This is a genomic window from Sphingobium sp. TomMM15 (assembly GCF_055397045.1).
The window spans coordinates 722,941-745,959 of the sequence record NZ_AP027315.1; the positions used below are offsets into that span (position 1 = coordinate 722,941).

The 23,019-nt window shown below is 60.6% G+C and carries 24 protein-coding genes; 11 read left to right on the top strand and 13 right to left on the bottom strand.

Features of this window, described 5'->3' with window-relative positions; genetic code table 11:
• Nucleotides 1-15 precede the first annotated feature (15 nt).
• The gene (locus ACZ51H_RS16050) at nt 16-543 is read left to right on the top strand and encodes a MarR family winged helix-turn-helix transcriptional regulator (protein ID WP_449468879.1); all 528 of its coding nucleotides are present in this window, start codon (nt 16-18) and stop codon (nt 541-543) included.
• Between the two features lie 28 nt (nt 544-571).
• Nucleotides 572-874, top strand: a complete 303-nt coding sequence (locus ACZ51H_RS16055; RefSeq protein WP_449468880.1) for a YciI family protein — start codon at nt 572-574, stop codon at nt 872-874.
• Between the two features lie 24 nt (nt 875-898).
• On the opposite strand, the gene ACZ51H_RS16060 is transcribed toward ACZ51H_RS16055, so the two are convergent.
• Nucleotides 899-1,927 (bottom strand): zinc-binding dehydrogenase, encoded by a 1,029-nt coding sequence (locus ACZ51H_RS16060; protein WP_464772772.1) that lies wholly within the window; start codon nt 1,925-1,927, stop codon nt 899-901.
• Between the two features lie 158 nt (nt 1,928-2,085).
• Between ACZ51H_RS16060 and ACZ51H_RS16065 the strand changes: the two genes are divergently transcribed.
• Nucleotides 2,086-2,946 carry a MaoC/PaaZ C-terminal domain-containing protein gene (locus ACZ51H_RS16065; protein WP_464803060.1) on the top strand — a complete coding sequence of 287 codons (861 nt, stop codon included), beginning with the start codon at nt 2,086-2,088 and terminating at the stop codon, nt 2,944-2,946.
• Nucleotides 2,947-2,994: 48 nt separating this feature from the next.
• Here the strand turns inward: ACZ51H_RS16065 and ACZ51H_RS16070 are convergent, their stop codons facing one another.
• The 5 genes from ACZ51H_RS16070 to ACZ51H_RS16090 form a co-directional block, all read right to left on the bottom strand.
• Nucleotides 2,995-4,605: a class I adenylate-forming enzyme family protein gene (locus tag ACZ51H_RS16070; protein ID WP_464803061.1), complete on the bottom strand. Its 1,611-nt coding sequence runs from the start codon at nt 4,603-4,605 to the stop codon at nt 2,995-2,997.
• A complete protein-coding gene (gene kce / locus ACZ51H_RS16075; protein ID WP_464803062.1) occupies nt 4,592-5,524 on the bottom strand; it encodes a 3,5-dioxohexanoate:acetyl-CoA acetone transferase in 933 nt (310 codons plus the stop codon). Before kce ends, ACZ51H_RS16070 begins: the two co-directional genes overlap by 14 nt.
• 56 nt (nt 5,525-5,580) lie before the next feature.
• Nucleotides 5,581-5,811 (bottom strand): biotin/lipoyl-containing protein, encoded by a 231-nt coding sequence (locus ACZ51H_RS16080; protein WP_196227089.1) that lies wholly within the window; start codon nt 5,809-5,811, stop codon nt 5,581-5,583.
• 102 nt (nt 5,812-5,913) lie between these two features.
• Nucleotides 5,914-7,032, bottom strand: a complete 1,119-nt coding sequence (locus ACZ51H_RS16085) for an alkene reductase (RefSeq protein ID WP_464803468.1) — start codon at nt 7,030-7,032, stop codon at nt 5,914-5,916.
• Between the two features lie 79 nt (nt 7,033-7,111).
• Nucleotides 7,112-8,014: an SDR family NAD(P)-dependent oxidoreductase gene (locus ACZ51H_RS16090; RefSeq protein ID WP_460988872.1), complete on the bottom strand. Its 903-nt coding sequence runs from the start codon at nt 8,012-8,014 to the stop codon at nt 7,112-7,114.
• Between the two features lie 247 nt (nt 8,015-8,261).
• Between ACZ51H_RS16090 and ACZ51H_RS16095 the strand changes: the two genes are divergently transcribed.
• Genes ACZ51H_RS16095 through ACZ51H_RS16110 form a run of 4 tightly spaced genes read left to right on the top strand, consistent with a single transcriptional unit; the run spans nt 8,262 to nt 11,098 of the window.
• Entirely contained in the window at nt 8,262-9,044 is a 783-nt protein-coding gene (locus ACZ51H_RS16095; protein ID WP_464803469.1) for a glucose 1-dehydrogenase, read from the top strand.
• Nucleotides 9,045-9,068: 24 nt separating this feature from the next.
• Entirely contained in the window at nt 9,069-9,830 is a 762-nt protein-coding gene (locus tag ACZ51H_RS16100) for an SDR family NAD(P)-dependent oxidoreductase (RefSeq protein WP_464803063.1), read from the top strand.
• Between the two features lie 21 nt (nt 9,831-9,851).
• Nucleotides 9,852-10,646 carry a ThuA domain-containing protein gene (locus tag ACZ51H_RS16105; protein WP_464803064.1) on the top strand — a complete coding sequence of 265 codons (795 nt, stop codon included), beginning with the start codon at nt 9,852-9,854 and terminating at the stop codon, nt 10,644-10,646.
• Nucleotides 10,643-11,098, top strand: a complete 456-nt coding sequence (locus tag ACZ51H_RS16110; protein WP_464803065.1) for a nuclear transport factor 2 family protein — start codon at nt 10,643-10,645, stop codon at nt 11,096-11,098. Before ACZ51H_RS16105 ends, ACZ51H_RS16110 begins: the two co-directional genes overlap by 4 nt.
• On the opposite strand, the gene ACZ51H_RS16115 is transcribed toward ACZ51H_RS16110, so the two are convergent.
• The 4 genes from ACZ51H_RS16115 to ACZ51H_RS16130 form a co-directional block, all read right to left on the bottom strand.
• Nucleotides 11,095-12,210 carry an acyl-CoA dehydrogenase family protein gene (locus ACZ51H_RS16115; protein WP_464803066.1) on the bottom strand — a complete coding sequence of 372 codons (1,116 nt, stop codon included), beginning with the start codon at nt 12,208-12,210 and terminating at the stop codon, nt 11,095-11,097. The two genes, ACZ51H_RS16110 and ACZ51H_RS16115, sit on opposite strands and share 4 nt — an antisense overlap.
• A gap of 4 nt (nt 12,211-12,214) precedes the next feature.
• Nucleotides 12,215-13,420 carry an acyl-CoA dehydrogenase family protein gene (locus tag ACZ51H_RS16120; RefSeq protein WP_464803067.1) on the bottom strand — a complete coding sequence of 402 codons (1,206 nt, stop codon included), beginning with the start codon at nt 13,418-13,420 and terminating at the stop codon, nt 12,215-12,217.
• 101 nt (nt 13,421-13,521) lie between these two features.
• Nucleotides 13,522-14,319, bottom strand: coding sequence for an enoyl-CoA hydratase/isomerase family protein (locus tag ACZ51H_RS16125; protein ID WP_196227098.1), 798 nt, complete (start codon nt 14,317-14,319; stop codon nt 13,522-13,524).
• 112 nt (nt 14,320-14,431) lie between these two features.
• Nucleotides 14,432-14,941 carry a MarR family winged helix-turn-helix transcriptional regulator gene (locus ACZ51H_RS16130; RefSeq protein WP_464803068.1) on the bottom strand — a complete coding sequence of 170 codons (510 nt, stop codon included), beginning with the start codon at nt 14,939-14,941 and terminating at the stop codon, nt 14,432-14,434.
• 224 nt (nt 14,942-15,165) lie between these two features.
• On the opposite strand from ACZ51H_RS16130, the gene ACZ51H_RS16135 reads away from it, so the two are divergent.
• From ACZ51H_RS16135 to ACZ51H_RS16145, 3 genes are all read left to right on the top strand, one after another.
• Nucleotides 15,166-15,972, top strand: a complete 807-nt coding sequence (locus ACZ51H_RS16135; protein ID WP_464803069.1) for an enoyl-CoA hydratase/isomerase family protein — start codon at nt 15,166-15,168, stop codon at nt 15,970-15,972.
• 102 nt (nt 15,973-16,074) lie between these two features.
• Nucleotides 16,075-16,824 carry an SDR family NAD(P)-dependent oxidoreductase gene (locus tag ACZ51H_RS16140; protein WP_460988892.1) on the top strand — a complete coding sequence of 250 codons (750 nt, stop codon included), beginning with the start codon at nt 16,075-16,077 and terminating at the stop codon, nt 16,822-16,824.
• Nucleotides 16,825-16,850: 26 nt separating this feature from the next.
• Nucleotides 16,851-18,290: an aromatic ring-hydroxylating oxygenase subunit alpha gene (locus tag ACZ51H_RS16145; RefSeq protein ID WP_464803070.1), complete on the top strand. Its 1,440-nt coding sequence runs from the start codon at nt 16,851-16,853 to the stop codon at nt 18,288-18,290.
• Between the two features lie 87 nt (nt 18,291-18,377).
• On the opposite strand, the gene ACZ51H_RS16150 is transcribed toward ACZ51H_RS16145, so the two are convergent.
• From ACZ51H_RS16150 to ACZ51H_RS16160, 3 genes are read right to left on the bottom strand one after another with little or no spacing between them, the layout of a single operon-like run.
• Nucleotides 18,378-19,073, bottom strand: a complete 696-nt coding sequence (locus tag ACZ51H_RS16150) for a 2-oxo acid dehydrogenase subunit E2 (RefSeq protein ID WP_449468903.1) — start codon at nt 19,071-19,073, stop codon at nt 18,378-18,380.
• 49 nt (nt 19,074-19,122) lie between these two features.
• Nucleotides 19,123-20,259: an epoxide hydrolase family protein gene (locus ACZ51H_RS16155; protein ID WP_464803071.1), complete on the bottom strand. Its 1,137-nt coding sequence runs from the start codon at nt 20,257-20,259 to the stop codon at nt 19,123-19,125.
• The gene (locus tag ACZ51H_RS16160; RefSeq protein ID WP_464803072.1) at nt 20,259-21,656 is read right to left on the bottom strand and encodes a phosphotransferase family protein; all 1,398 of its coding nucleotides are present in this window, start codon (nt 21,654-21,656) and stop codon (nt 20,259-20,261) included. Before ACZ51H_RS16160 ends, ACZ51H_RS16155 begins: the two co-directional genes overlap by 1 nt.
• 196 nt (nt 21,657-21,852) lie before the next feature.
• Between ACZ51H_RS16160 and ACZ51H_RS16165 the strand changes: the two genes are divergently transcribed.
• Entirely contained in the window at nt 21,853-23,019 is a 1,167-nt protein-coding gene (locus ACZ51H_RS16165; protein WP_449468906.1) for an acyl-CoA dehydrogenase family protein, read from the top strand.

Below are 23,019 nucleotides of genomic sequence, written 5' to 3' on the forward strand. Positions count from 1 at the left end.
AACTGGATGGTGAGAATGACGAACACGCTGAAAGCTGCCGCACCGAAAAAGAAGACGCCGAAACGGCCCTCTGCGAAACAGTTCACGTTCGGCTATCTGGTTCATGACGTATCGCGTATCCGGCGCACCGTGATGGACTTGCTGATGCGGCCTTACGGGATCACCCGGTCGCAATGGTCGGTGCTGAGCACTTTGTCGCGAGCAGGCAATGACGGGATGATGCAGGTCGATCTCGCCCGGCTGATGGAAGTGGGCAAGGTGACCGTCGGCGGGTTGATAGATCGGCTTGAAGCGTCGGGCCATGTCGAACGCCGGGCAGATGCCAATGATCGCCGGGCCAAGCGCGTGTTCATCACGGAAAAGGGGTTCGATGTGATCGGCCTCATGATCGAACTGGCCGCGACGATGAACCGCCGTATCCTGGAAGGCGTGTCGGACGCCGACAGGGGAGTGTGCGAGGAAGTGCTGTTGCAGGTGAAGCAGAATTTGAAGGATGTCCTGCGAGAGCAGGGTGGTTCGAGCCTGATCGAGGGCGAAGACTAAAAATCAGCGACGGGAAGGCGGGAAGATCATGTTTTTCATCGTTCTGGCCGCCGATAAGCCCGGCGCCCTGCCGCTTCGGCTGGAGCATCGGCAGCGCCATCTGGATTATTGGCTGGAACAGGGTGCTGCGGTGAAAGTCGCTGGCGCGATGCTGGATGGAGACAAGCCGGACTCAAGCCCTCAAGGCAGTTCCTTCCTTTTGGAGGCCGAAGATGAGGCCGCAGTCCGCGCGCTGCTCGCGGGCGACCCCTTCACCAAGGAAGGCGTGTTCACGGGCGATTTCGTCGTTCAGCCGGTGCGGCCTGCCATAGGCGAGTGGCGGCCCGACTGAACGCGAGCGCAGTTCCAGAAGCCGCTAATCCTCGCCAATATAGACCAGTGTCTTGGGCGCGTTGCTATCAGCAAAAAGCGCTTCAAGGGCGCCACTGACCCGGTCGATGCCGGGTTCGACATGGTCGTGAAATTTGAGTTCGCCGTTCAGCACCATGTCGCTCAGCTTTTCCACGGCTTCGGGAAAACGGGCGACATGATCGAAGATGACGAACCCACCGCAAAGAAGCGCGCGCATCAATATCTCGCGCTCGTTTCGAAGGCCGGTCGGCGGAGGATTCCAACTGGGCGTGGCGGCGGTGCCGCAATGCACGATCCGTCCGTGCCTCGCCATGGCGCGGATCGCCGTGTCCAGGATCGGGCCTCCGGTATTGTCGAAATAGATGTTGAAGCCGCCGGGGCGAGCCTCCGCGAGGGTGGCCGCCAGATCGACCGACTTGTAATTATAGGCGACGTCATAGCCATAGTCGCGAACGCAGCTTTCCACCTTCTCATCGCTGCCGGTCAGGCCGACGACGAAGGCGCCGGCGCGCTGTCCGATCTGGCCCACGACACTGCCCACCGTACCTGCCGCCGTTGAGACAAGCATGGCCGCGCCCTCATAGGGTGGAGCGATGTCTTGCAAGGCGAGCCATGCCGTCACGCCGGGCATGCCAAGCACCCCGGCATAGGCGGAAAGCGGTGCGCGCGGATGGGGGATGTGCGACAACAGGTCGCCGCGTGTCGCGACCTTGTAATCCTGCCAACCAAAAAAGCCGTAGACCACATCGCCTGATCGGATTCCATCATCGCGGCTTTCCACGACCACGCCGACAGCAAGGGAACGCATCGGCTCACCCAGTGGCGTGAGGGCCTCGTTGGCCGCCCAACCGCGCTGGACCGGGTCCGCCGCAAGATAGAGGTTGCGCACCAGAAATTGGCCCTCTTCGGGCGATGCAATGCTGACGTCTTTCCGGGCGAAATCGACAGCGACGGGGCTGGCCGCCGGACGGCGTGCAAGGATGACCTGCCGGTTCGTCAGGCGGGTGCTGAACGGAGGAATAAAGTCCGGCACGCAAGCTCCATATCAGGCGTCAATAACTGGTATCCCTGCAATCTATATCCCCGTGCCAAAGGTTGTCAAATCAGATATAATGCGTATGGTACTATAACGCACCATATAACGCCACTGGGCTGTTGAGTGGTCTTGAAACGCCATTGGAGGGATGACGCTTGGACATTGAGAAAATCAGGAACCTGACGATTGAGCCCATCGTCCAATCCTATGACAAACGCGACACGATCCTCCATGCGCTGGGGCTGGGCTATGGTCTGGACCCGCTTGATGAGGCAGAGCTGCCGTTCGTCTATGAAAAAGACCTGCGTTCCTTGCCCTGCTTCGCGAACATTCTGTGTCATCCCGGCTTTTGGGCGCAACGGCCGGAATTCGGCATCGACTGGGTGAAAATTCTGCACGCTGAGCAGCATCTGACGATGCACAAGCCACTGCCCCCGACGGGCACCATAAGGGGCGAATATCGCGTGGCGGGGGTCGAGGACAAAGGTGAAGGGCGCGGGGCGCTGCTCCATCAGGAGAAGGCGCTGTATGATACGGCCACGGGGGATCATCTGGCGACCGTGCGATCGACGCTGTTCATGCGCGGCAATGGTGGGGAGGGCGGTTTCGGCAATGCCATCCCGGCCGCTGATCCGGTGCCGGAAGGAAAGCCCGATGCGGTGGTGGAAATTGCCACCCGTCCGGGACAGGCCCTGATCTATCGTTTGAGCGGGGACTGGAATCCGTTGCATGCAGAGCCGGCGATTGCACGAAAGGCGGGGTTCGACCGGCCGATCCTGCATGGCCTGTGTACCAAGGGCTTGGCCAATCGCGCGGTGCTGGCGCATTATTGCGACAATGACGTGGCGCGCTTCAAGGGCATGTTCGTCCGCTTCAGCAAGCCGGTCATGCCGGGCGAGACGATCCGCTTTGAATTTTACGAGCAGGGCGGCGGCCAGCTGCGTTTCCGCGCGGTGGCTGCTGGAAGAGACGTGGTGGTACTCGACCGCTGCTCGGCGCAGGTGAACGAAGCATAGGGCGGCATCGGCGCGCACGGATTGCCTCCGTGCGCGCCGATACTCGGCTTATTCCCCGCCCAGGAATTGCTTGCGGATTAGTCCGCGCTGGACCTTCCCCGACGCTGTGCGGGGAAGCGCAACGCCTAGTTCGATCCGGCGCGGAATCTTGTAGGCGGCCAGCGACTGCCGCGCGAAGCTGATGAGTTCTTGGGCATCAAGTGCATGACCCGGACGAACTTCCACCGCCGCCGTCACGCCTTCGCCCCATTTGGGATGGGGCAATCCGAACACGGCGCAGTCCATCACGGCCGGATGATCGCGTAACACGGCCTCAACCTCGGCCGGATAGACATTCTCCCCGCCCGAAACGATCATGTCCTTGATCCGGTCGGTCAGGAACAGATAACCGTCCTTGTCCAGCCTTCCTCCGTCACCCGATCGATACCAGCCGTCGATCAAGGCTTCTGACGTTGCTTTCGGATTGTTCCAATATTCGATCAGCAGGCTGGGCGATTTGACCCAGATTTCGCCTGGCTGGTCTACGGGTAGGAGTTGGCCCTGAGGATCGCGGATCGCAACGCTGAAACCGGGCAAAGGCCGCCCCACCGACCGGAGCAGATGAGCGCGATGAACGTCATGTTCTTGCGGCCCAAGGATCGACATCGTCCCGGTGTTTTCGGTCATGCCGTAATATTGCAGGAAGTTGCAGGAGAAGCGATCGACCGATCGTTCGAGCAGACCGGGGTCCATCGACGCGGCGCCATAGTGGATGCCGCGCAGCGTCGGCACGCGCACATTGCGCGCATCCATCTCTGCTATCAGCCCGCGCACCAGCGTCGGAACGATGAAAGTGCGGGTAACGCCAAATTCCAGGCAAGCGTCCAGGATGGTCGCAGGCGCGGTGTCGGCGATGATGTGGACAGTCGCACCGCGCACCAAGGCTGTGCATACCCAGGACATCCCGCCGATATGAAAGGTGGGGAGGGGGGACAGCAAAACCTCGTCATCGCCCCAGTCGGCGAAATAGCCGGACACGTTCTCGACATGGCGGTGGATGCCGAACGCATATTGGGATGTGACGACGCCCTTGGGACGCCCCGTAGTGCCGCTGGTATAAAGCTGAAGGCAGGGCGCGTGTGGGTCCAGTGGCTTGCGAGGCGTTGGCTGTGCCGCTGCGATCCGGCTGCGCAGACCTTGCGGCCCCTCTTCATCCACGACCAGCGTCGGAAGGCCTCGCGTGTCCGCTTCCTTGAGCAGCGGAAGGAACTCGCTATCTGCAATGACGAGGCTGACCTCGCTATCCTCCAGCACATAGGCCGTTTCCGGAGCCGTATTGCGCCAGTTGATTGGCACGAGAACGGCGCCAGCACGAATGGCCCCGATCAAGATGAGGAAGAAAAGGTCGTTATTCTTGCCGAGATAAGCGAGGCGGCCACCCTGTCCGACGCCATGCTCGCCGAGCAATGTGACGACAGCATCGCAGCCTCGGTCCAGCTGAGCATAAGTCCAGCTATGATCGCCGAATATGATGGCCAATTTGTCTGGCGTAGCGGCGGCAGCGACATTGGGATAATCGGACGGCAGGATGAGGCCGCTGTCATCGAGCGGCGCCCCTTCCGCGAGCGCCAGACCCTGCGACAGCAGCCCGCCGATCGCTTCACCGTCAGAATGCGACATCGTCTCCACCCTTTGTCTGCATCAGGGCGCGGGCTTCGTCCGCCGTGGCCACGGTCAGGCTGAGTTCTTCCAGCACGCGGCGGATTTTCGCCACCTGTTCGGCGTTGGACGTCGCCAGCTTGCCCCTGCCCGCATAAAGGCTGTCTTCCAGACCCACGCGCACCGATCCACCCAGCAGCGCAGACAAGGTGACAAGCCGCATCTGGTGCTTTCCTGCGGCAAGCGCGGAAAAGATGAAGTCCTCGCCGAACAGCCTGTCCGCCGTCGTCTTCATGTGCATGACATTTTCAGGATCGGGGCCAATGCCGCCCAATATGCCGAACACGCCCTGAATGAAGAAGGGCGGCTCCACCATCTTGCGGTCGACGAAATGGGCAAGATTGTAAAGATGCGCGACGTCATAGCATTCGAACTCGAACCGCGTGCCCTGGTCCGACAATTGCGTCATCGCCTGCTCGATCTGGGCAAAGGTATTCGACAGGATAAAGTCTTTGGTCATTTCCAGATAGGGCAGTTCCCAATCATATTGCCAATCCGAAATCTTGGCCCCGGCCCCGGAAATATTGAAATTCACCGATCCCATGTTCATTGAACAGACTTCGGGCCTGAACATCTTTGCGGGCGCCAGCCGGTCAGCCAGGCTCATGCCCAGACCGCCGCCGGTGGTGATATTCACGATGGCGTCGGTGGCCTGCTTGATCCGGGGGAGGAACTGCCGGAAGAGTTCGGGATCTTGTGACGGCTGCCCGGTTTCGGGATTGCGGGCATGCAGATGAACCATCGCGGCTCCTGCCTCTGCCGCCGCGATCGCCTCAGCGGCGATCTGGTCAGCAGTGATCGGCAGATGGGGGCTCATGCTCGGCGTATGGATCGACCCCGTGACGGCGCAGGTGATGATGACCTTATCGGTGCGTTTCATATGATTTTCGGCTTTGCGCCGCCTCTCCAGAGAAAACAGTTCCTATCAGTAATTCGTCAGATAATCTCGCCCAGCACCGTTCCCACGGGATAGGTTTCCCCGATTTCCTTGAATATCTTCAGCGTGCCCGACGCGGGTGCTTCCACTTCCTGCGTGGACTTGTCGCTTTCCAGAGCGAATAGCGGCTCTCCGGCCGTTACTGCCCCGCCATCGGCCACGAGCCATTCGGACAACAGTCCTTCATTCATCGAAAAGCCGAGCTTGGGCAGCAGGATTTCAGTCGACATGATATTTTCTCCTTAGGCGGCGCTACCGTGACGCCGAAGATGATCGATTTAGCATGGTGGCGAATGAACGACGTCCGCGTCCATCGCCATGATATTTGTCTCTCAGACGGAACACCCCGATGCGCTGAAAGCAGGATAATCCGTGTAACCTCGTTCCTCTCCGACATAGGCATAGTCGAAATTCGCCTCCGCGAGAGGAAGGCCGCGCCTTATCCGGGCGACGAGGTCGGGATTGGCGATGTAGGGACGGCCAAAGGAAATGGCGTCCGCCTTGCCCTTGGCAATGGCGTCGCCCGCAGCGGGGCCGTCGAAACTGCCATTCTGAATGATCGTGCCCGAAAAGACGGCGCGCAACCGTTCGATGACCGGGTAATCGGGCTTTTCCATGAAGCCGGACGCGATGGGCTCGATCAGGTGAATATAGGCAAGCCCGCTCTGTTGCGCGAGGCGGCCGATCGCCTCCGTCAAAGCGCCCGGGTCCGCATCGCCCATGCCCTTGCGCTCGCTGGTAGGGCTGACGCGAAGGCCCACTCGGGCGGGATCGACCTCGGCCGTCACCGCATCGATGACCTCACGCAACAGCCTGACGCGGTTTTCCACACTGCCGCCATAGCCATCCTGCCGATGGTTGCTTTTCGATTGCAGGAACTGGTCGATGACATAGCCGTTGGCGCCGTGGATTTCGACGCCATCGAAGCCCGCGATCTTCGCGTTTCTTGCTCCTCGGCCATAGGCGGCGACTAGCTGGCCGATATCGGCCTCCGTCATTTCGCGCGGGACGACATAAGCTTTCATCGGCAGGAAACCGCCCTGATAGTCTTCAGGGGGCGGCGCCATCGTTTCGCCCTCGCCAGGAATGGGCGATGGAGCAATCGGCTGCTGCCCCCCGATATAATCCGGCAGCACCAATCGGCCCATGTGCCACAGCTGGCAATAGATGCGCCCACCCGCCGCATGGACACGCTCCGTTACGGCTTTCCAGCCTGTCGTCATCTCGTCGGACCAAATGCCCGGAGCGCGATACCAGCCCATGCCGAGTGGATCGACCGCAGTCGCTTCGGAAATGATGAGGCCCGCGTCCGCGCGCTGGGCGTAATATTCGCCTTGAAGCGGGGTGGGCACGTGCCGGTCGTCCGCGCGGGCACGGGTGAGGGGCGCCATGATCACCCGGTTGGGAATGTCCAGCGACCCGATCGTCAGCGGTTCAAACAAAGCGTCCAGAGACATTGCGATATTCCTGTGAGCTTACCCATCCAAAGAGGCGGCGGACGTTCGACGGCCCGCCGCCGTCACGCTGCTATCAGGGGTCGAGCCATTCGCCCGGGTTGATCCCGGCGTTCGAACGCGCGAATTTCAAAATCTTGGAGACGCGTTCGCCGAGCACCGTCGGGTCCTTCGACGCTTCGCAGCTCGGACCATGCTGCCAGCTTTCGGCGACGGTGATGCCGTATCCCCAGACCTCGAACACGCGGCCACTCACCTGGCTTGCCTCGGCGCTGGCGAGCCAGGCGACGAAACCGGCGATCCATTCAGGGTCGCGGCGTTCCAGCTGTTCGGGCGTCCATTCGCGCAACCCTGCCGTCATGCGGGTTTCCGCTCGCGGTGCGATAGCGTTTACGGTGACGCCGATCCGCTGCAATTCGCGTGCGGCGACCTGGCTGAAGCTCGCAATGCCACCCTTGGCTGCGGCATAGTTCGCCTGACCGATATTGGCGAACAGGGCCGAGTGCGACGTCGTGTTGATGACACGGGCGTCCGGCTGGCGCCCCGCCTTGCTCTCCGTGCGCCAGTAATTGGCGGCGTGGTGCGTCGGTGCGAAGGTGCCCTTCAGATGCACCTTGACCACGATGTCCCATTCCTCTTCGGTCATGTTGACCAGCATGCGGTCGCGCAGGATGCCCGCATTGTTGATGAGGATGTCGAGGCGGCCGAAGGTTTCGACGGCCTGGCTGACCATCTCCCGGGCATTGTCCCAGTTGGAAACGTCGCCGCCATTGACGATGGCCTCGCCGCCCAGAGCCTTGATCTCATTGACGACCTCTTGCGCGGGGGTCAGATCCTCGCCGCCGCTGCCCGCTGCGTCGCCGCCCAGATCGTTGACCACGACCTTCGCCCCATGCTGTGCAAGCTTGAGCGCATAGGTGCGGCCGACACCACGCCCGCCGCCCGTAACGATCGCCACTCTGCCTTCTAGAAAACTCATGCCCTCTTCCTTGCTTACCTAGGAAAATATGTTGGTGCTCAGCGGCCGAACCGAGCGTCGTGTACGCCTCGCCCGTCCTTGCCTCTTTACGCATCTAATCCGTATGCGTACTATATGCTTTAGATCGTTTATGCAACATCTGTCAGCACCGAGGGCGGTGTCACAGGAATAAAAGTGACATATGTCGTGTATTGGTGGCTGCGGCAATGTTCAGCAGACAGGGGAAGGCCCGGTGGGAGAGGCGGCAATGGTAAGGTTGGAACGGAAGGTCATCATCATCACCGGCGCGGGTTCTGGCCTTGGCCGGGCGGCAGCAATCCGCTGTGCGCAGGATGGTGCGCGGTTGGCGTTGGTCGATGTGAACGCCAAGGGTCTGGAAGAAACGAACGGCGCCGTCCAGGAGCTTTGTCCGGAGGCAGAAATTCTCCTGGTGCAAGCTGATGTGTCGCAGGAAGATCAGGTGCGCGCCTATGTGGAAAAGACCGTGACCCGCTTCGGCACGATCGACGGTTTCTTCAACAATGCGGGCATCGAAGACCGGCAGGTGGCTACCGAGGATGTCGATGCCGAATTTTTCGATCGCATCATGGCGGTCAACGCCAAAGGCGTCCTGCTGGGCCTGAAGCATGTGCTGAAAGTGATGGCGAGGCAGGGACATGGCCGGATCGTCAATACTGCCTCCGCGCTAGGTATTCGCGGCTCGGGGCGGCAGGCCGGTTACACCGCCAGCAAACATGCGATCGTGGGCCTGACCCGCAACGCAGCGCTGGAATATGGCGCGATGGGCATCGGCATCAACGCGGTTGCTCCGGGCGCTATCCTGACGCCATTGGTCGAAGCATCGCTGCGCCAAATAAATCCCGATGACTGGCAGGAAGCCGCCGCGCAGTTCGTCGCGCATAATCCAATGCGCCGCATGGGCGCTCCAGACGAGGTCGCGTCGGTCGTGGCCTTCCTGCTGTCCGCCGACTCATCCTTCGTGAACGGCGCCGTGATCCCGATCGATGGCGGGCAGTCTGCGCAATATTGACGGGGGAAGAGAAAGGTCAGTCATATGAACATCATGGGCAAGATCGCGCTCGTCACGGGAGCGGGGCAGGGTGTGGGGCGCGGTATCGCGCTGGCTTTGGCAGCGGGCGGAGCGATTGTGATATTGGCAGGCCGCACAAAGGCCAAGCTGGACGCCGTGCATGCCGAAATAGCGGCTGGGGGTGGCCAGTCGGATGTGGCTCCACCCGCCGATGTGAGGAACGCGGCGGACATAGAGGCTCTCGTCGCCTATGCCGTCGATCGGCATGGCGGCATCGATATTCTGGTCAACAATGCACAGCAGGCGGTGCTGGCGCCGCTGCTCGACATCGATGATGAGGGGCTCTTGCTGACCTTCGAGAGCGGGCCGTTCGCGGCGTTCCGCATGATGAAGGCGGTTCACCCCCATATGAAGCGGCGGGGTGGCGGGGCGATCATCAACATCGTCTCTTCGACCGCCGTAAACTGGGACACGAGCGGGACCGCCGTTTATTCGGCCGCGAAACAGGCGATCGGCGCGATCACGCGGGCGGCGGCATCCGAATGGGGACCAGACGGCATCCGCGTGAACAATATTGCGCCACTTGCCGGGTCGCCCGCCATGCTCGCCTGGCTGGACGCCAAGCCGGAGGGACCGGACGCCTATCTGTCCACCATCCCCATGCGGCGGATCGGTGATCCCCAGTCCGATATCGGACGCGCGGTCCTTTTCCTCGCGAGCGATGATGCCGCCTACATCACCGGCGCGACTATCCCGGTGGATGGCGGGCAGGCGAACTGGAACTGAAGCGATGGCAAGGGAAAAGCAATGAAGGATGAACCGGCAAGCGGCATCGTGCGGGCGTTGCTCGTAATTGGTGGAAACTTTCATGATTTCGACATGGTGCGCCGCCGCTTGCTGGAGCGGTTGGGGGAGCATGAGCGCATCAGGACGACATGCACCAACGATTTTCATGATCTGGACGCGCTGAGGACCGCTGATTTTCTGGTGACCTACACCACGAACATCTTCCCAGAAGGCGAAGCACTGGCAGAACTGGAGCAATTCCTGGCGCGCGGCGGAAGGTGGCTCGCCGTCCATGGCAGCGCGGCGTACATCGAGTTTTCCGGCCCAGCGGTGGAGATTGGCGGCATAAAACTGCCCGGCCTTACGGACACGCCAGACCGGCATCCGGCCTATATGGATCTTTTGGGCTGCCGCTTTCTCTCCCACCTCGCGCCCCAGCCCTTTACCGTGCGCCCCGTATCCGACCACCCGATCGTAGCGGGCCTGCCGCCTTTCGAGGTGGTGGACGAACCCTATATTCTGGAACTGCGAGGGGAGAGCGAAATCCTGCTCGAGTCCCACTATACTGGCGATGCGCCCGGCTATGTGAAGGGGCCATGGCTGGAGGATGCGCCGCGTCCGCAAGCGGTGCTGCATCGTCACGGCGCGGGCGAGGCGCTGTTCCTCGCACCCGGCCACAGCTGCGGACGATATGACATGCAACCCTTTATCGCGGAGATTGAGCCGCAGGTCGGACCGTGGGACAGTCCGGTCTATATGGAAGTCATCCGGCGGGCGATCCGCTGGGGCGCGCGCATGTCGGTTAGCGCGCCATGACCCATCCCAACCCTATCGAAGCGGTCTTGAAAGCCGCATATGCGCTCGACGAAGCCGTTGATGCGAAAGATTGGCGGCGCGTAAGACGCAGTTTCACGCCCATGGTCATTGTGAGGATAGGGGTTCTGGTAGGCGATGAGGCTGCGGTCGTGCCTGTGGACGAATTGGTGGCAGGGATCGCTTCACTCAATCCTCCCGCCAAGACGTCCTGCCACATGTTGCTCAACCCGATCGTTTCCGTGACGGCCGAACATGCGACCCTGCGGGCAAAACGCTACGGCTGGGCCAGCTGCGAAGAGTTGACGCCGCCGCTTCATGAGCTTTGGGGCCTGCTATCTTATGGCTTCAGGTTGGCAGACGGAGAGTGGCTGATCGAAGAAATGGGCCTTGTTACGCTCCGTGAAGCGGGGAATCAGGACGTCGCCCTGTTTCGCGATGTCGCCCAATCCTAACGACCTTCTACCTCGTCCGTCGCTTGAGCGAAGCGAGCAAGATGCAGGTCGGCGTCGCCAAACTGCCGCGCGATGACGAAGAGGCGGCGATAATGATGGCTGATATTCAGTTCTTCGGTCACGCCGATCCCGCCGTGAAGCTGGATCGCCTGCTGTCCGACGAACAGCCCTCCGGTTGACGCCTGAACCTTGGCCGCTGACACGGCGGCGGTCCTGATCGCCTCTTCTTCTTCCATCGCTCCCAGCGCATTGAACAGCGCGGAGCGCGTCATCTCCACCTCTATCAGCATGTCTGCCATGCGATGCTGAAGAGCCTGGAAATTGCCGATGGTCGTGCCGAACTGCTTGCGGACCTTGAGATAGTCACGCGTTGCCCAGAGCGCAGCGTCCATGATGCCAAGCGCTTCGCCGCAAACGGCAAGGATGGCATGATCAACGGCCAGCGCGACGGCACGTTCGGCCTCAGCGCCCTCCATGAGCAATTCGGCCGACGCGCCCTCCAGATGGATGTCGCAGATCCGCCGATTATCCAGGGTACGATAGCGTCGCAAATCGACACCAGCCTGACCCTGTTGAACGAGATAAATGCCGACCTGATCGTCATGCCGGGCGGTCACGAGGAGCCAGTCTGCGTGGTTCGCGCCCTCGACCAGAGATTTCACCCCGGTGAGGCGCCGCGACGACCCCGAACCTTCCGCGCGCGTTTCGACAGTCCGCCAGTCGCCGCGCCCTTGAGGCTCCTGCAAGGCGACAGCGGCGCGCTTCTCGCCCATGATCAGGTCCGCGAGCATGGCGCTCGCCCTGTCCGATCCAATGGTCGCCAGCAATTGGGTGGCGAGGACATGGCCGACAAAGGGTTCGGTCACCAGACCGCGCCCCAGTTCCTCGGCTATCAGCGCATTTTCTGTGACGCCGCCGCCAAAACCGCCCGCCTCTTCCGTCAGTCCCGCGCCAAGCCAGCCCAGTTCAGCGAAGGCTCCCCAATGATCCGGCGCGGCTCCGTCCGCCGATCGGATGATGGCGAACCGCTTTTCCCAGTCATATTCCCGTTCGACGAAGCGCCGGACGCTGTCCCGCAGAGCGTCCTGCTCGGCTGTATAGTTGAAATCCATGATGTCACAGCTCCAGGACGGTCTTGGCGATCAGGGTGCGCTGAATTTCGTTCGCCCCGCCATAGATGGTGGTTGCGCGGCGGAACATCGCCTTGGCCGCAACGCCGATGCCATGTTCCGGCGTGGGGCTGACGCCATGATCCTGATCGTACAGGCGATATTCGGCGTCGCCATCGGTGCTGACGGCTATGCCATGGTCGCCCAATGCTTCGGCGGCGAGGTCGGCCACGCGCTGGCGCAGTTCCGACCCGCGAACCTTGACCAAAGACGCGACGGACGCGCTGCCGTGATTGTCGGATGTCAGTGCGCGCAGCACCGCGATTTCCAGCGATTTCGTGTCGATCTCGATACGGGCCAGCTTTGCGCGAAAGAGCGGGTCTTCGATCAACGGACGCCCGTTCTTCCTCTCGATCCGAGCGATTTCGCGAAGCTGCGCGATGTCACGCCGGGTGTGCGGGACTTCGGCGCTGTTGGTGCGCTCATTCCCCAGCAGGAACTTGGCGTGGGTCCAGCCCTGTCCTTCCTCTCCGATGAGGTTTCCCACCGGCACGCGAACATCGTCGAAGAAGAATTCGTTGACCGTCAATCCCTCGTCCAATGTCCAGATCGGGCGGCGGGTGATGCCGGGCGTCTTCAGGTCCACGACCAGCGACGATATACCAGCCTGCGGCTTGACGTCAGGGTTGGACCGCACCAGCATGAACATCATGTCGGCATGATGCCCTTCGGTGGTCCAGGTCTTTTGCCCGTTGACGATATAATGGTCGCCATCCCTCACCGCGCGCGTGCGCAGCGAGGACAGATCGGAGCCCGCGCCCGGCTCCGAAAATCCCTGCGCCCAGAATGTCTCGCCCCGCCTTATGCCGGGAAGATGGGCCTGCCGCTGCTCTTCGGAACCGAATGTGTAGATGACCGGCGCGACCAGCTCGGCACCGATTCGGTCTGCGGTTGGCGCATAGGCGCGCCGCATCTCATCCTCGAAGATGAACCGCTGAATGGCGCTCCAGCCCGGACCGCCATGGGCGGCAGGCCAGTGCGGCATCGACCATCCCCGCTCGGCGAGAATGCGCGTCCAGGCCGCCTGATCCTCGCGGTGGGGATGAAAGTCGTGGCGGCCGCGCCGGGCGAGGTCCGCTGGAAGGTGGGCTTCCACAAACGCTCGGATTTCAGCTCTGAACGCCTTATCATCTTCACTGTAGGCGGGATCCATCGGCTCAACCTAGCCCTAAATAGTGTGTGTCAATACCATATGCATACATACGTAATGCAGGGGAACGCAAGATGGAAAGCGCCCAATCCTTCGAGCCGCGATCAACGGCCAGTGAAGGACGGATGCCGCTTCTCGCGAACCGCGCGCAACGCTTCGCCGAAATCGGCGGTGTAGGTCGCCAGTCCTTCATAAGCGACGCCAGCTTCGAACACGGAACTGAACAATTGCCGCAGGGCGATGTTGGTGACCGATTTGGTGTAGCGTATCGCCGATTGCGCGCCGCGGGCGAGGCGTTCCGCATATTTGGCGACATAGCCGTCCAGTTCGGCCGCCGGAACCACGAAGCTGATCAAATTGCATCTTTCCGCTTCCACCGCGCCGATTGCCTCGCCGGTCAGCAGATAATGCTTCGCCTTGCCGAAACCGATCAGTTGCGGCCAGATCAGAGCGCCCCCGTCACCGGCCACAAGGCCCAGCTTAACGTGGGGGTCGGCGAAGCGGGCATGATCGGCGGCGATGACGATGTCGCACAACAGGGCAATAGACGCGCCGAATCCGATCGCGTCGCCATTCACTTTGGCGATCACCGGCTTGGGGCAGTCGAGCAGGCCCATGACGATGCGCCGCATGCTCTTTGCATCATTGACGAATGGTTCACGGCGGCCTGCGGCCTGGTCTTCCAGCCACTCCAGGTCGCCGCCTGCGGAAAAGGCGTTGCCTGATCCGGTCAGGACGATGATGTCGCTTTCGGGATCGTCCGCAGCGTCGAAGAAGACGCGGGCCATTTCCTCGTGGAGAGCGGAACTGACGGCGTTCAGCACGTCCGGGCGGTTCATCCTTATGGTCAGAACCCGTCCTTCACGCTCGAAAGCGAGGGTTTCATAATGCTCGAACTTCATGTCCTCTCCCAGTGATGCTTGGGTTCGCTCGACCTTGTAACAACAGATAGCAGAACTTAGAACGCTAGCATACTATCGACCGCAAAAATATGCGAGCGGCGCGGAATTTGCCTCACTCCAATATTTTCGTTCCGCCCGCGTCGACCGGCAAGCTGCCCGACAGGAGTCGGTTTGATTCCTCCAGAAGGTCCGTCAGCATGGCGATTCGTTCGGACCCGAGCTTTCGCGCGAGCAGCTCGTCCTGCTCAACCGCCCCAATTTTCAACGGCTGGTGCAATGTCTGCCCTTTTGCGGTCAAGTGGACCATTACCAGTCGCCGATCGGCCGCGACACGCCGCCGCTCTATTATGCCGGCTTTCTCAAGCCTCTGAAGCGTCTGTCCGATTGTGGCTTTGCCAATCTCGAGTCTTCGTGACAATTCTACTTGAGAGAGAGGTTCCTCCAGCCATAATTCTCCAAGAACATAGGCTTGCGCGGGCGCTATTCCTGTCATCCTGATTCTCTCAAGATAATCCGCTTGCGTGATACGGGCCAGCAATTGCGCCTGATATGCCAATGTCTTCTTGAACATCGGGAATGAGCATTGTTGCGCGTCGTTATCCGACTTTTCCGCCCGCTTCATCTTGTCACTGCTTCTCGCCACCTTCATCCCCCTTTGTTCCGTGCCGGATGCCGCTGCGAATCATGCCGACGTTTGGCGGTGGCCTTGTCTCATCATCTTGCATCATGGCCCTGCCTGCATCAATAAATGACATTTGTATGTTTATGCGCCATATTGTAGTGACGGTTGTCAAGGAGCGTTGAGCGATACTCCAATGCGATCTGTCAGAATCAGGAGAGAAGCACGTGAAGGGAAATGTGGACACGCAATTGCCCGCTGAGGGCATCGCATTGATCACGGTGGGCGATGGCGGCGTATCGGGAAGCCTTACCACCTGCGCCACGGTGAGCCTGCTTGCGGACGCGTTGGAGGCGGCGATTGAGCAAAAGGCCCGCGTCATCGTGCTCGCGTCATCCATCGAGGGGCATTGGCTCGAACATGCCTATCTGAGCGACATCGTGAACCTGGTCGAAGGGAAGGCCGCTACCGGCGACCCGGCCGGGTGGTTCCGCTCGCTTCAGCTTCTCAACCGTGGACCTGCGGTCACGATTGCCGCGATCAACGGTGACACATCGGGCGGCGGTTGTGAGCTGGGCTGGGGATGCGATCTGCGGGTTGCCGAGGAGCAGGCGCGCTTCAGCCAGCCGGAAGTAGCCATTGGCGCAGGCACCGGGATCGGAGGAACGTCCCGTCTGATGCGTCTGATAGGACGGACGGCCACTGCCGAAGTCGTCCTGACAGGGCGCCCCCTGACCGCGCAACGGCTATATGAGCTTGGCGGCCTTAATCGCGTGGTTCCCAAAGGCAAAGCGGTTGAAGAGGCGCTTGCGCTCGCCCGGCATATCGCATCGCTCCCGCCGCAGTCGGTCGCCGGGATGAAGAAGATGCTGGGCGAAGCGGAAGATCTCAACCAGAGCCAAGGCATTGAGAACGACCAGCTGATCAGCCAGGGGCTGTTCGCGCACCCCGACAGCGTGGCCAGCATGAAGGCGATTCAGGCGCGCTTCGACGCTGGCGAAGGCATGGATCAACTTTACTGGAAAAATGACTAATGTCGGCTATTGAAAATAGTATGCTAGCATAGTAATGATGATGGGGCGCGGAGGCCGGTCGTTCGGCTTTGCCAGTCATTATCCAAAAATGGGAGAGGGTTCATGGATCTGGGCTTGTCAGGATTGAAGGTCATCATGGGCGGCGCGACCCGCGGGATCAGCCGCGCCGCCGCCGAACTGTTCGCTGCGGAAGGCGCGCAGTTGGGCCTCTTCTCGCGCAACGGAGACGCGCTGGAGGAATTCAACAGCGAGTTGGGCGGCAAGGCCGTCACACGGGAATTCACGCTGGAGGACCGCGAAGGGTATAAGGCGATGCTGACGGGCCTCGCCGAAGAACTGGGCGGGTGCGACATATTCATCCATTCGATCAGCTCATCGGGCGCGCAAGGCGCCATGGACTGGGACGAAAGCTATCGTATCGACATGCTGGGCGCGGTCGATGCATGCGAAGCACTCGAGCCATATCTTGAAAAGTCGCAAGCTGGCTCGGTTATCTTCATGTCGAGCACGGCTGCAATCGAGACATTCCTCATGCCCCAGGCGTTTAACGCCATCAAGGCGGCACTGATTACCTACGGTAAGCAGCTGTCTCAAGTCTGGGCGGCCAAGGGCGTGCGTGTGAACATGGTGACGCCTGGCCCGATCAGCTATCCCGGCGGCAACTGGGAAGGGGCCAAGGCGCTCATGCCGGACCTCTATAACGGCATTGTTGCCCAGATTCCGATGGGACGTCTGGGATCACCCCAGGAGGTTGCGAAGTCGATCGTATTCCTCGCCAGCCCGGCGGCCGACTACGTTACGGGGGCCAATCTGGTCATCGACGGCGGCTTTACGAAGCGTGTCCAGTTCTGATCCGGGGGTACTCAGGAGTAAGATAAATGGCGGCCAATGCTCGCTACGCGGAAATCCGGTTCAACGACCGTCCGATTAAAGAACAACTGTCTGATCCGGAAAGCTTTATCCTGGAGCCGGGGGAAGTCACTGCCGACTTTGAAAAAAAGTCGCCTTGGCGTCTGGAAGACCTTCATCCTAATATCGCCGATTATCGTACCGTCAAAACCAGCAGGTCCATCGACCCGGTGGTCATGGCGGCCGAGGAGGAGCGGTTGTGGAGCAAGGTCTGGCTGCTGGCGGGGGTTTCCAGCGATATTCCCAATGTCGGCGACTGGTTCCGGTTCGACGTCGGCAAGCAGTCCATGATCATTGTCCGCAACAAGGAAGGCGTGGCGGCCTTTTACAATGTATGCAAACATCGCGGAAACGAACTGGTACAGGATGATTTCGGCCACGGCGCCACCTCCTTTACCTGCATCGTGCACAGTTGGCGCTTCAACCTGAACGGCAAGAATGTACGCGTGACCGACCGGGAGACATTCCGCGAGGAGGCGCTGTGCCAGAACCTGGACCTGACCCCGGTCCATGTCAGGGAATGGGGCGGATTGGTGTTCGTCAGCATGAATCCCAATCCGATGCCGTTTGAGGAATATTACGCCGATCTTCTCCCGATGCTGGCTTCCTACAAGATTGAGGAGATGTTCGTCGTCAAGCATTTGACGGTCGATATCCCCGCAAACTGGAAGACGATGTACTCGGCGTTCAATGAGACCTATCACGCGCACGCGACGCATCCCCAGATCAAACCCTATGTCGATGATCATTATGTCCAGTACGACTTCTACCGTAACGGGCATAATCGCAATCTGTTCTCGGTAGGCTCTGTCAGCCCTCGCTGGCCAGACAATCGCTTCGTGAATGTCGGTCTCGCCTATTTTCTTCAGGAAGCGGGCGTGAAGATGTCCGCGCTTAAAGGTGATGCGCGGCATGTCCGCCGGGCATTGCAGCAGGCCAAGCGGAGCGAGAACAATCCCTTTGGCGTGGATTATTCCGGCTATACCGACAATCAGCTGACCGACGACTGGAACCCGTCGCTGTTCCCGAACGTGACGATGAACATGCATCCCGAAGGCATATTGCTCCAGCGGTTCCGGCCTCATCCGACCGACCCGGAACGCGGATATCAGGATGTCTTTGTCTTGTCCGCCAAGCTGGCGGAAGGTCGGCGGCCGCCAGCCTATATGGGCGTGGAGGACGACGTCGATGTTTCGGGCAAGGTTCGCCCCCCGATCCGTCGTTCCACCCACGAAAACCCCATGGCAGGTGAAGTGGTCGAGCAGGACATCGCCAACATGGTGACGATGCAGCGCGGCATGCGATCAAAGGGACTGAACGGCACCATCGTCTTTTCCGAGCAGGAGCGCCGCATCCAGCATTTCTATGCTGAGCTGGATCTCTATCTGGAAGGCAAAAAGGGGGGCTGAGCCACGCTTTTTCGTTAGAAATGGCATGGTAAGGCCAAAGGGGCCGTGCATCGGATGATACGCGGCCCCTTTCTTGTCAGCTGCGGGTCAGATCGTAGGAGGGGAGAAGGCAGCGCCGCTTTCCAGTTCCTGCGCCAGGCGGGTGAGGAAATCGCCCGCAGGAGCGCCATCAATGATCCGGTGATCGACGGTCAGCGACAAGCCCATAACCGGCCTCACCACGATCGTCTCGCCATCTTCCGCTACCCAGGGCTTGGCCGTCATGCGCCCCAGACCGATGATCGCTTGCTGAGGATAGCTGAGGATCGGTGTGAAATGCTCGACGCGCGTCAGGCCCAGATTGGTGACGGTTACTGTGGCACCCGTGAGTTCAGCGATGGTGAGCTTGTTCACCCTGGCCCGCGCCACCAAGTCCGCGCGTCGCTCCGCAATGTCGGGCAGGGAAAGGTTGCCTGCATCGAAAATGGCCGGTGCGACCAGCGCGCCGGGCAGCGCGATTGCGCAACCGACGTGAATCTGCTCCTGCGGCTCCACGCCACGATCCGTCTCCACCGCATTGAACAGGGGAAAATCGCGCAGGATGGATGTCAGGGCGGCGATGATCAGATCTTCATAGCCCAATTTCGTGTCGGCCGCTTTCCAGCTATTGCGGGCAGCGACAAGCGCGGATGCGTCAATGTCGCAGAAGAAGCTGAGCTGGGCGGTCTTTTGCAGACTTTCACTCATCTTCTGCGCGATGATTCCCCTGATGCCCGTCAGGGGGAGTATGTTCTCAGACGCCATTATATGCCCTCAATATCAGTGATTGGATCGCACTTGGCCGCACATGCTGTCAGCCGCGGAGCGCCCGGAAGCAGTCGCGGAGTTCGCGCACGAAGATGTCGGGTTGTTCCCAGGCGGCGAAGTGGCCGCCCTTATCGACATTGGTCCAGTGAATGATGTTTTCAAAGTAACGGTCCGCCCATGCGCGGGCAGGCCAGATGATCTCACGCGGAAAGTGGCTGTAACCGAGCGGCACCCGGACATTTCTGGGCCGGAAGCCGCTCATGCTTTCCCAATAGAGCCGCGCGGACGACGCGCCGCTGTTGGTCAGCCAATAAAGGGTGATGTTGTCCAGCATCTCGTCCAGAGCAAAGACGCTTTCGGGTACGCCGTCGCAGTCGGACCAGCGCTGGAGCTTTTCATAAATCCACGCTGCCTGGCCGATCGGGGAGTCCGCCAGCGCAAAGCCGATCGTTTGCGGCTTGGTCGCCTGAAGCCGGGCATAGGCGGATTCCACGTCATTAAACTGCCGCATCGATTCCAGCGCTGTCTGCTCTTCAGGATCGAGAGAGCCCGCCAGATCGGGCGGCACGATTGAAAGCATGTTGAAGTGGACAGCCGCCAGCTCCGCAGGCTCACCGACTGCGAGGCACATCGTCACCAACGAACCCCAGTCGCCGCCCTGCGCCACATAACGGCGATAGCCCAAACGCCGCATCAACTCGGCCCACGCTTTGGCGATCCGTTCCACTCCCCAACCACTGACGGGAGGCTTTTCGGAAAACCCATAACCGGGGAGAGAGGGTATGATGAGGTGGAATGCGTCTGAAGCCTTCCCGCCATGGGAAAGCGGATCGGTCAGCGGGCCGATGACGTTGCGGAACTCCAGCACCGAACCAGGCCAGCCATGTGTCAGCAGGAGCGGCATCGCGTCCGGCTCGGCCGAACGGATGTGGAGGAAATGGATGTCCAGCCCGTCGATGCGCGTGCGGAACTGGCCAAGGCCGTTAAGCAGCGCCTCGCATTTCCGCCAATCGTAATTTGTCCGCCAATGGTCGGCCAAGGCCCGCAGCCGGGCTGATGGCACGCCCTGTTCCCAGCCTGATACAGGCTCCTCATCCGGCCAGCGCGTCCGCTCCAGTCGCTGGCCCAGATCGTCAAGCTGCTCCTGCGGAACGTGAAGCGCGAACGGTTCTACGAGGCGCATCACGAACGCTTCAGCACGGAATGCAACACCAGGGCGATGCGGTGCATCAGCCGTTGCGTGAAATGCGCGCCAGCGCTTGCAACCAATATGTCGTCGCTCAGACCCTTCTCAAAGGTATCGCGCCCGCCCTTGAGCACCAGATTCATGAGCCGCAATCCGGCACGTAGAGCGAAATAATCAATCTGCCTCTGCGGAATGTCCAGGCCGCCCGCAGCGCGATAGGCATCCATGAAACTTTCCCAGTCAGTCGCCGCGATTACGACCGGGTAACAATAGCCAAGGTCCTCACCCGGATGACCGATCGCCGCCTGCTCCCAGTCAAGAACCGCGGTGATGTTGCCGTTCTCAGCCAGAACATTATGAAAAATCATGTCATTGTGGACGATCGATCGCCGGTCATCCAGACAGTCGACATTGGCGCGCAGCCAGGAAATGGCGGCCGACATGGTAATGGAAGGCCAGCGGGCAAGGGCGTGCCATTCGCTCGCCATCTCTGCCAGTTCCGCCTGCCAGCTTTCAGTGTCGAATGAACTGCGCGAAGGGCGCAGGCCCTGTCCCACCTCTTCGACCGGCTGCTTGTGCAGGATCGCCATCTGCCTGGCCAGATTCAGCACTACATTGCGGTCAGCGACTGGCAGCCAATATTCCGGTTGCGCTGTCGTGCCCGGAGCATGCTCGACCAGCATGAAGGGGGCATCGAGCCACGCGGGGTCCGTTTCGACCATAACCGGGGCTGGCACGCGCATGCCCGCCTTATGCAGCAGGTCCAGCAAATTGAACTGTGTCAGCTCGTCCAGGAAGCTGTCATCGGTGGCAAGATTGGGGATGCCGCGCTGGATGACCAGCCGGGCAGGCAGATCACCCATATCTGTTAGGCCAAGGAGCGCCGTCTGGCGCGACCTGCCGCCGACGACCAGCTTGAACGAATCGACGCGCAATCCTTCGCGTCCGGTTCGCTGCCGGAGATAGGCTTCCAATCTTTTGGGGTCGATGGAGTCCTTATCTGCTCCCACCTGCCGGGGCGCGGCGCGCTCGACATCGTCCATGCGCGCGACGGCTGACTCCAGAAGTCCGCGCTCACCGGCTATCGCGTCCCTGAAAGCGGTAAGTTGATCGCCCCGGTCCAGACATCCGGCCACGTCTGTGATGACCGCGCCCGTCGTTCGATAGGCGGCGGCGTTTTCAGCGGGGCCTCCTAATCGGTCTGTGTCAACGAGCTGCACCGGACTGGGCGAGTCCATGAAGGCAGAAGGCCCCATTTCCAATCCATTGGCCGTAGCGGTCAGGACTCGTATGCCATTGTCCAGCGTGGCGCGTGCATCGCTGTCGGTGACGAAGGGGCGGACCTCTCGCTGCAAGGCTTCGGCCACGGCCCAAATATGACGTGCGTTTGTCATTGGCCTCCTCTTTAGACCGCATGCATATGGTACGATGACATATTAATCAACAGACGCATTGCAGGAGGTCAAAATCCATCCTTTTCCGCGCCACCCCTCAGCGCGCTTGACATAGGGAGTGGAGCATATAGTAATATCGCGTACCAATGTTTAGGCGCGCTTGAATCGGCAAGCCCCGCGCAAAGAGAGCAGTGCAGTGGATATAAGCTTATCAGAAGAACAGGAAGCCATCCGTGACAGTGTGCGGAAGGTGTGCGACCAGTTCGGCGACGATTATTGGTCCCGCTGCGAAGATGAAAAGACCTTCCCATCCGAATTCCACAAGGCGATGGCCGATGCCGGATGGTTGGGCATCACCATGCCGGAGGAGTTTGGCGGCGCCAATCTGGGCGTAACCGAAGCCGCCATCATGATGCATGAGGTGTCGGCCAGCGCAGGCGGCTATTCGGCGGCGAGCACGATCCACCTCAACATCTTCGGCCCCCATGCCGTGGTGGTTCACGGCACGGCCGAGCAGAAGAAGCGGATGCTCGAACCGCTGATCGCGGGCACGGATCGCGCCTGCTTCGGCGTGACGGAGCCGGACGCCGGGCTCGACACCACAAGCATCAAGACCTTCGCGACGAAGGTGCCGGGCGGATATCGCGTCACTGGCCGCAAAATCTGGACATCGTCCGGGCAGGTCGCGAACAAAATCCTGCTGCTGACCCGCACGACGCCCAAGGAACAATGCAAGAAGCCGACCGACGGCATGACGCTGTTCTACACCGACCTCGACAAGAGTCAGATTGAGGTGCGCCGTATCCCCAAAATGGGCCGGAACGCGGTGGATTCCAACGCCACCTTCATCGATGATTATTTCGTGCCGGATGAGGACAGGATCGGTGAAGAGGGCAAGGGGTTCCATTACATCCTGCACAGCCTCAATCCCGAACGCATACTCGTTGGCATCGAAGCGGTCGGGCTGGGCCGGGGAGCACTGGCGCGAGCGGCCAAATATGCCGGTGAGCGCAAGGTGTTCGGCCGATATATCGGCCAGAATCAGGGCATCCAGCATCCGTTGGCGGAAAACTGGACCTATCTGGAATCCGCCTATTGGATGATCATGCGGGCGGCGCACCTGTATGACACGGGTAAATCCTGTGGCGCGGAGGCGAATGCGGGCAAGTTCCTGGGTGGCCGCGCTGCCTTTGACGCTTGCACCCGCGCCGTCATGACGCATGGCGGCATGGGCTATTCGACCGAATATCAGGTGGAAAGGCTGTTCCGCGAGTCAATCCTGATGCGGATCGCGCCGATCACCGAGCAACTGATCCTGAGCTTCATCGCCGAAAAAGTCCTGGATCTGCCGAAGTCCTATTAA

What these genes read in the sequence shown, in the direction of transcription:
- ACZ51H_RS16050 (WP_449468879.1), top strand. Translation starts at nt 16, where the DNA reads ATGACGAACACGCTGAAAGCTGCCGCACCGAAAAAGAAGACGCCGAAA.
- ACZ51H_RS16055 (WP_449468880.1), top strand. Translation starts at nt 572, where the DNA reads ATGTTTTTCATCGTTCTGGCCGCCGATAAGCCCGGCGCCCTGCCGCTT.
- ACZ51H_RS16070 (WP_464803061.1), bottom strand. Translation starts at nt 4,605, where the DNA reads ATGTCGCATTCTGACGGTGAAGCGATCGGCGGGCTGCTGTCGCAGGGT.
- kce (WP_464803062.1), bottom strand. Translation starts at nt 5,524, where the DNA reads ATGAAACGCACCGATAAGGTCATCATCACCTGCGCCGTCACGGGGTCG.
- ACZ51H_RS16080 (WP_196227089.1), bottom strand. Translation starts at nt 5,811, where the DNA reads ATGTCGACTGAAATCCTGCTGCCCAAGCTCGGCTTTTCGATGAATGAA.
- ACZ51H_RS16090 (WP_460988872.1), bottom strand. Translation starts at nt 8,014, where the DNA reads ATGAGTTTTCTAGAAGGCAGAGTGGCGATCGTTACGGGCGGCGGGCGT.
- ACZ51H_RS16095 (WP_464803469.1), top strand. Translation starts at nt 8,262, where the DNA reads ATGGTAAGGTTGGAACGGAAGGTCATCATCATCACCGGCGCGGGTTCT.
- ACZ51H_RS16100 (WP_464803063.1), top strand. Translation starts at nt 9,069, where the DNA reads ATGAACATCATGGGCAAGATCGCGCTCGTCACGGGAGCGGGGCAGGGT.
- ACZ51H_RS16105 (WP_464803064.1), top strand. Translation starts at nt 9,852, where the DNA reads ATGAAGGATGAACCGGCAAGCGGCATCGTGCGGGCGTTGCTCGTAATT.
- ACZ51H_RS16110 (WP_464803065.1), top strand. Translation starts at nt 10,643, where the DNA reads ATGACCCATCCCAACCCTATCGAAGCGGTCTTGAAAGCCGCATATGCG.
- ACZ51H_RS16115 (WP_464803066.1), bottom strand. Translation starts at nt 12,210, where the DNA reads ATGGATTTCAACTATACAGCCGAGCAGGACGCTCTGCGGGACAGCGTC.
- ACZ51H_RS16120 (WP_464803067.1), bottom strand. Translation starts at nt 13,420, where the DNA reads ATGGATCCCGCCTACAGTGAAGATGATAAGGCGTTCAGAGCTGAAATC.
- ACZ51H_RS16125 (WP_196227098.1), bottom strand. Translation starts at nt 14,319, where the DNA reads ATGAAGTTCGAGCATTATGAAACCCTCGCTTTCGAGCGTGAAGGACGG.
- ACZ51H_RS16130 (WP_464803068.1), bottom strand. Translation starts at nt 14,941, where the DNA reads ATGAAGCGGGCGGAAAAGTCGGATAACGACGCGCAACAATGCTCATTC.
- ACZ51H_RS16140 (WP_460988892.1), top strand. Translation starts at nt 16,075, where the DNA reads ATGGATCTGGGCTTGTCAGGATTGAAGGTCATCATGGGCGGCGCGACC.
- ACZ51H_RS16145 (WP_464803070.1), top strand. Translation starts at nt 16,851, where the DNA reads ATGGCGGCCAATGCTCGCTACGCGGAAATCCGGTTCAACGACCGTCCG.
- ACZ51H_RS16150 (WP_449468903.1), bottom strand. Translation starts at nt 19,073, where the DNA reads ATGGCGTCTGAGAACATACTCCCCCTGACGGGCATCAGGGGAATCATC.
- ACZ51H_RS16155 (WP_464803071.1), bottom strand. Translation starts at nt 20,259, where the DNA reads ATGCGCCTCGTAGAACCGTTCGCGCTTCACGTTCCGCAGGAGCAGCTT.
- ACZ51H_RS16160 (WP_464803072.1), bottom strand. Translation starts at nt 21,656, where the DNA reads ATGACAAACGCACGTCATATTTGGGCCGTGGCCGAAGCCTTGCAGCGA.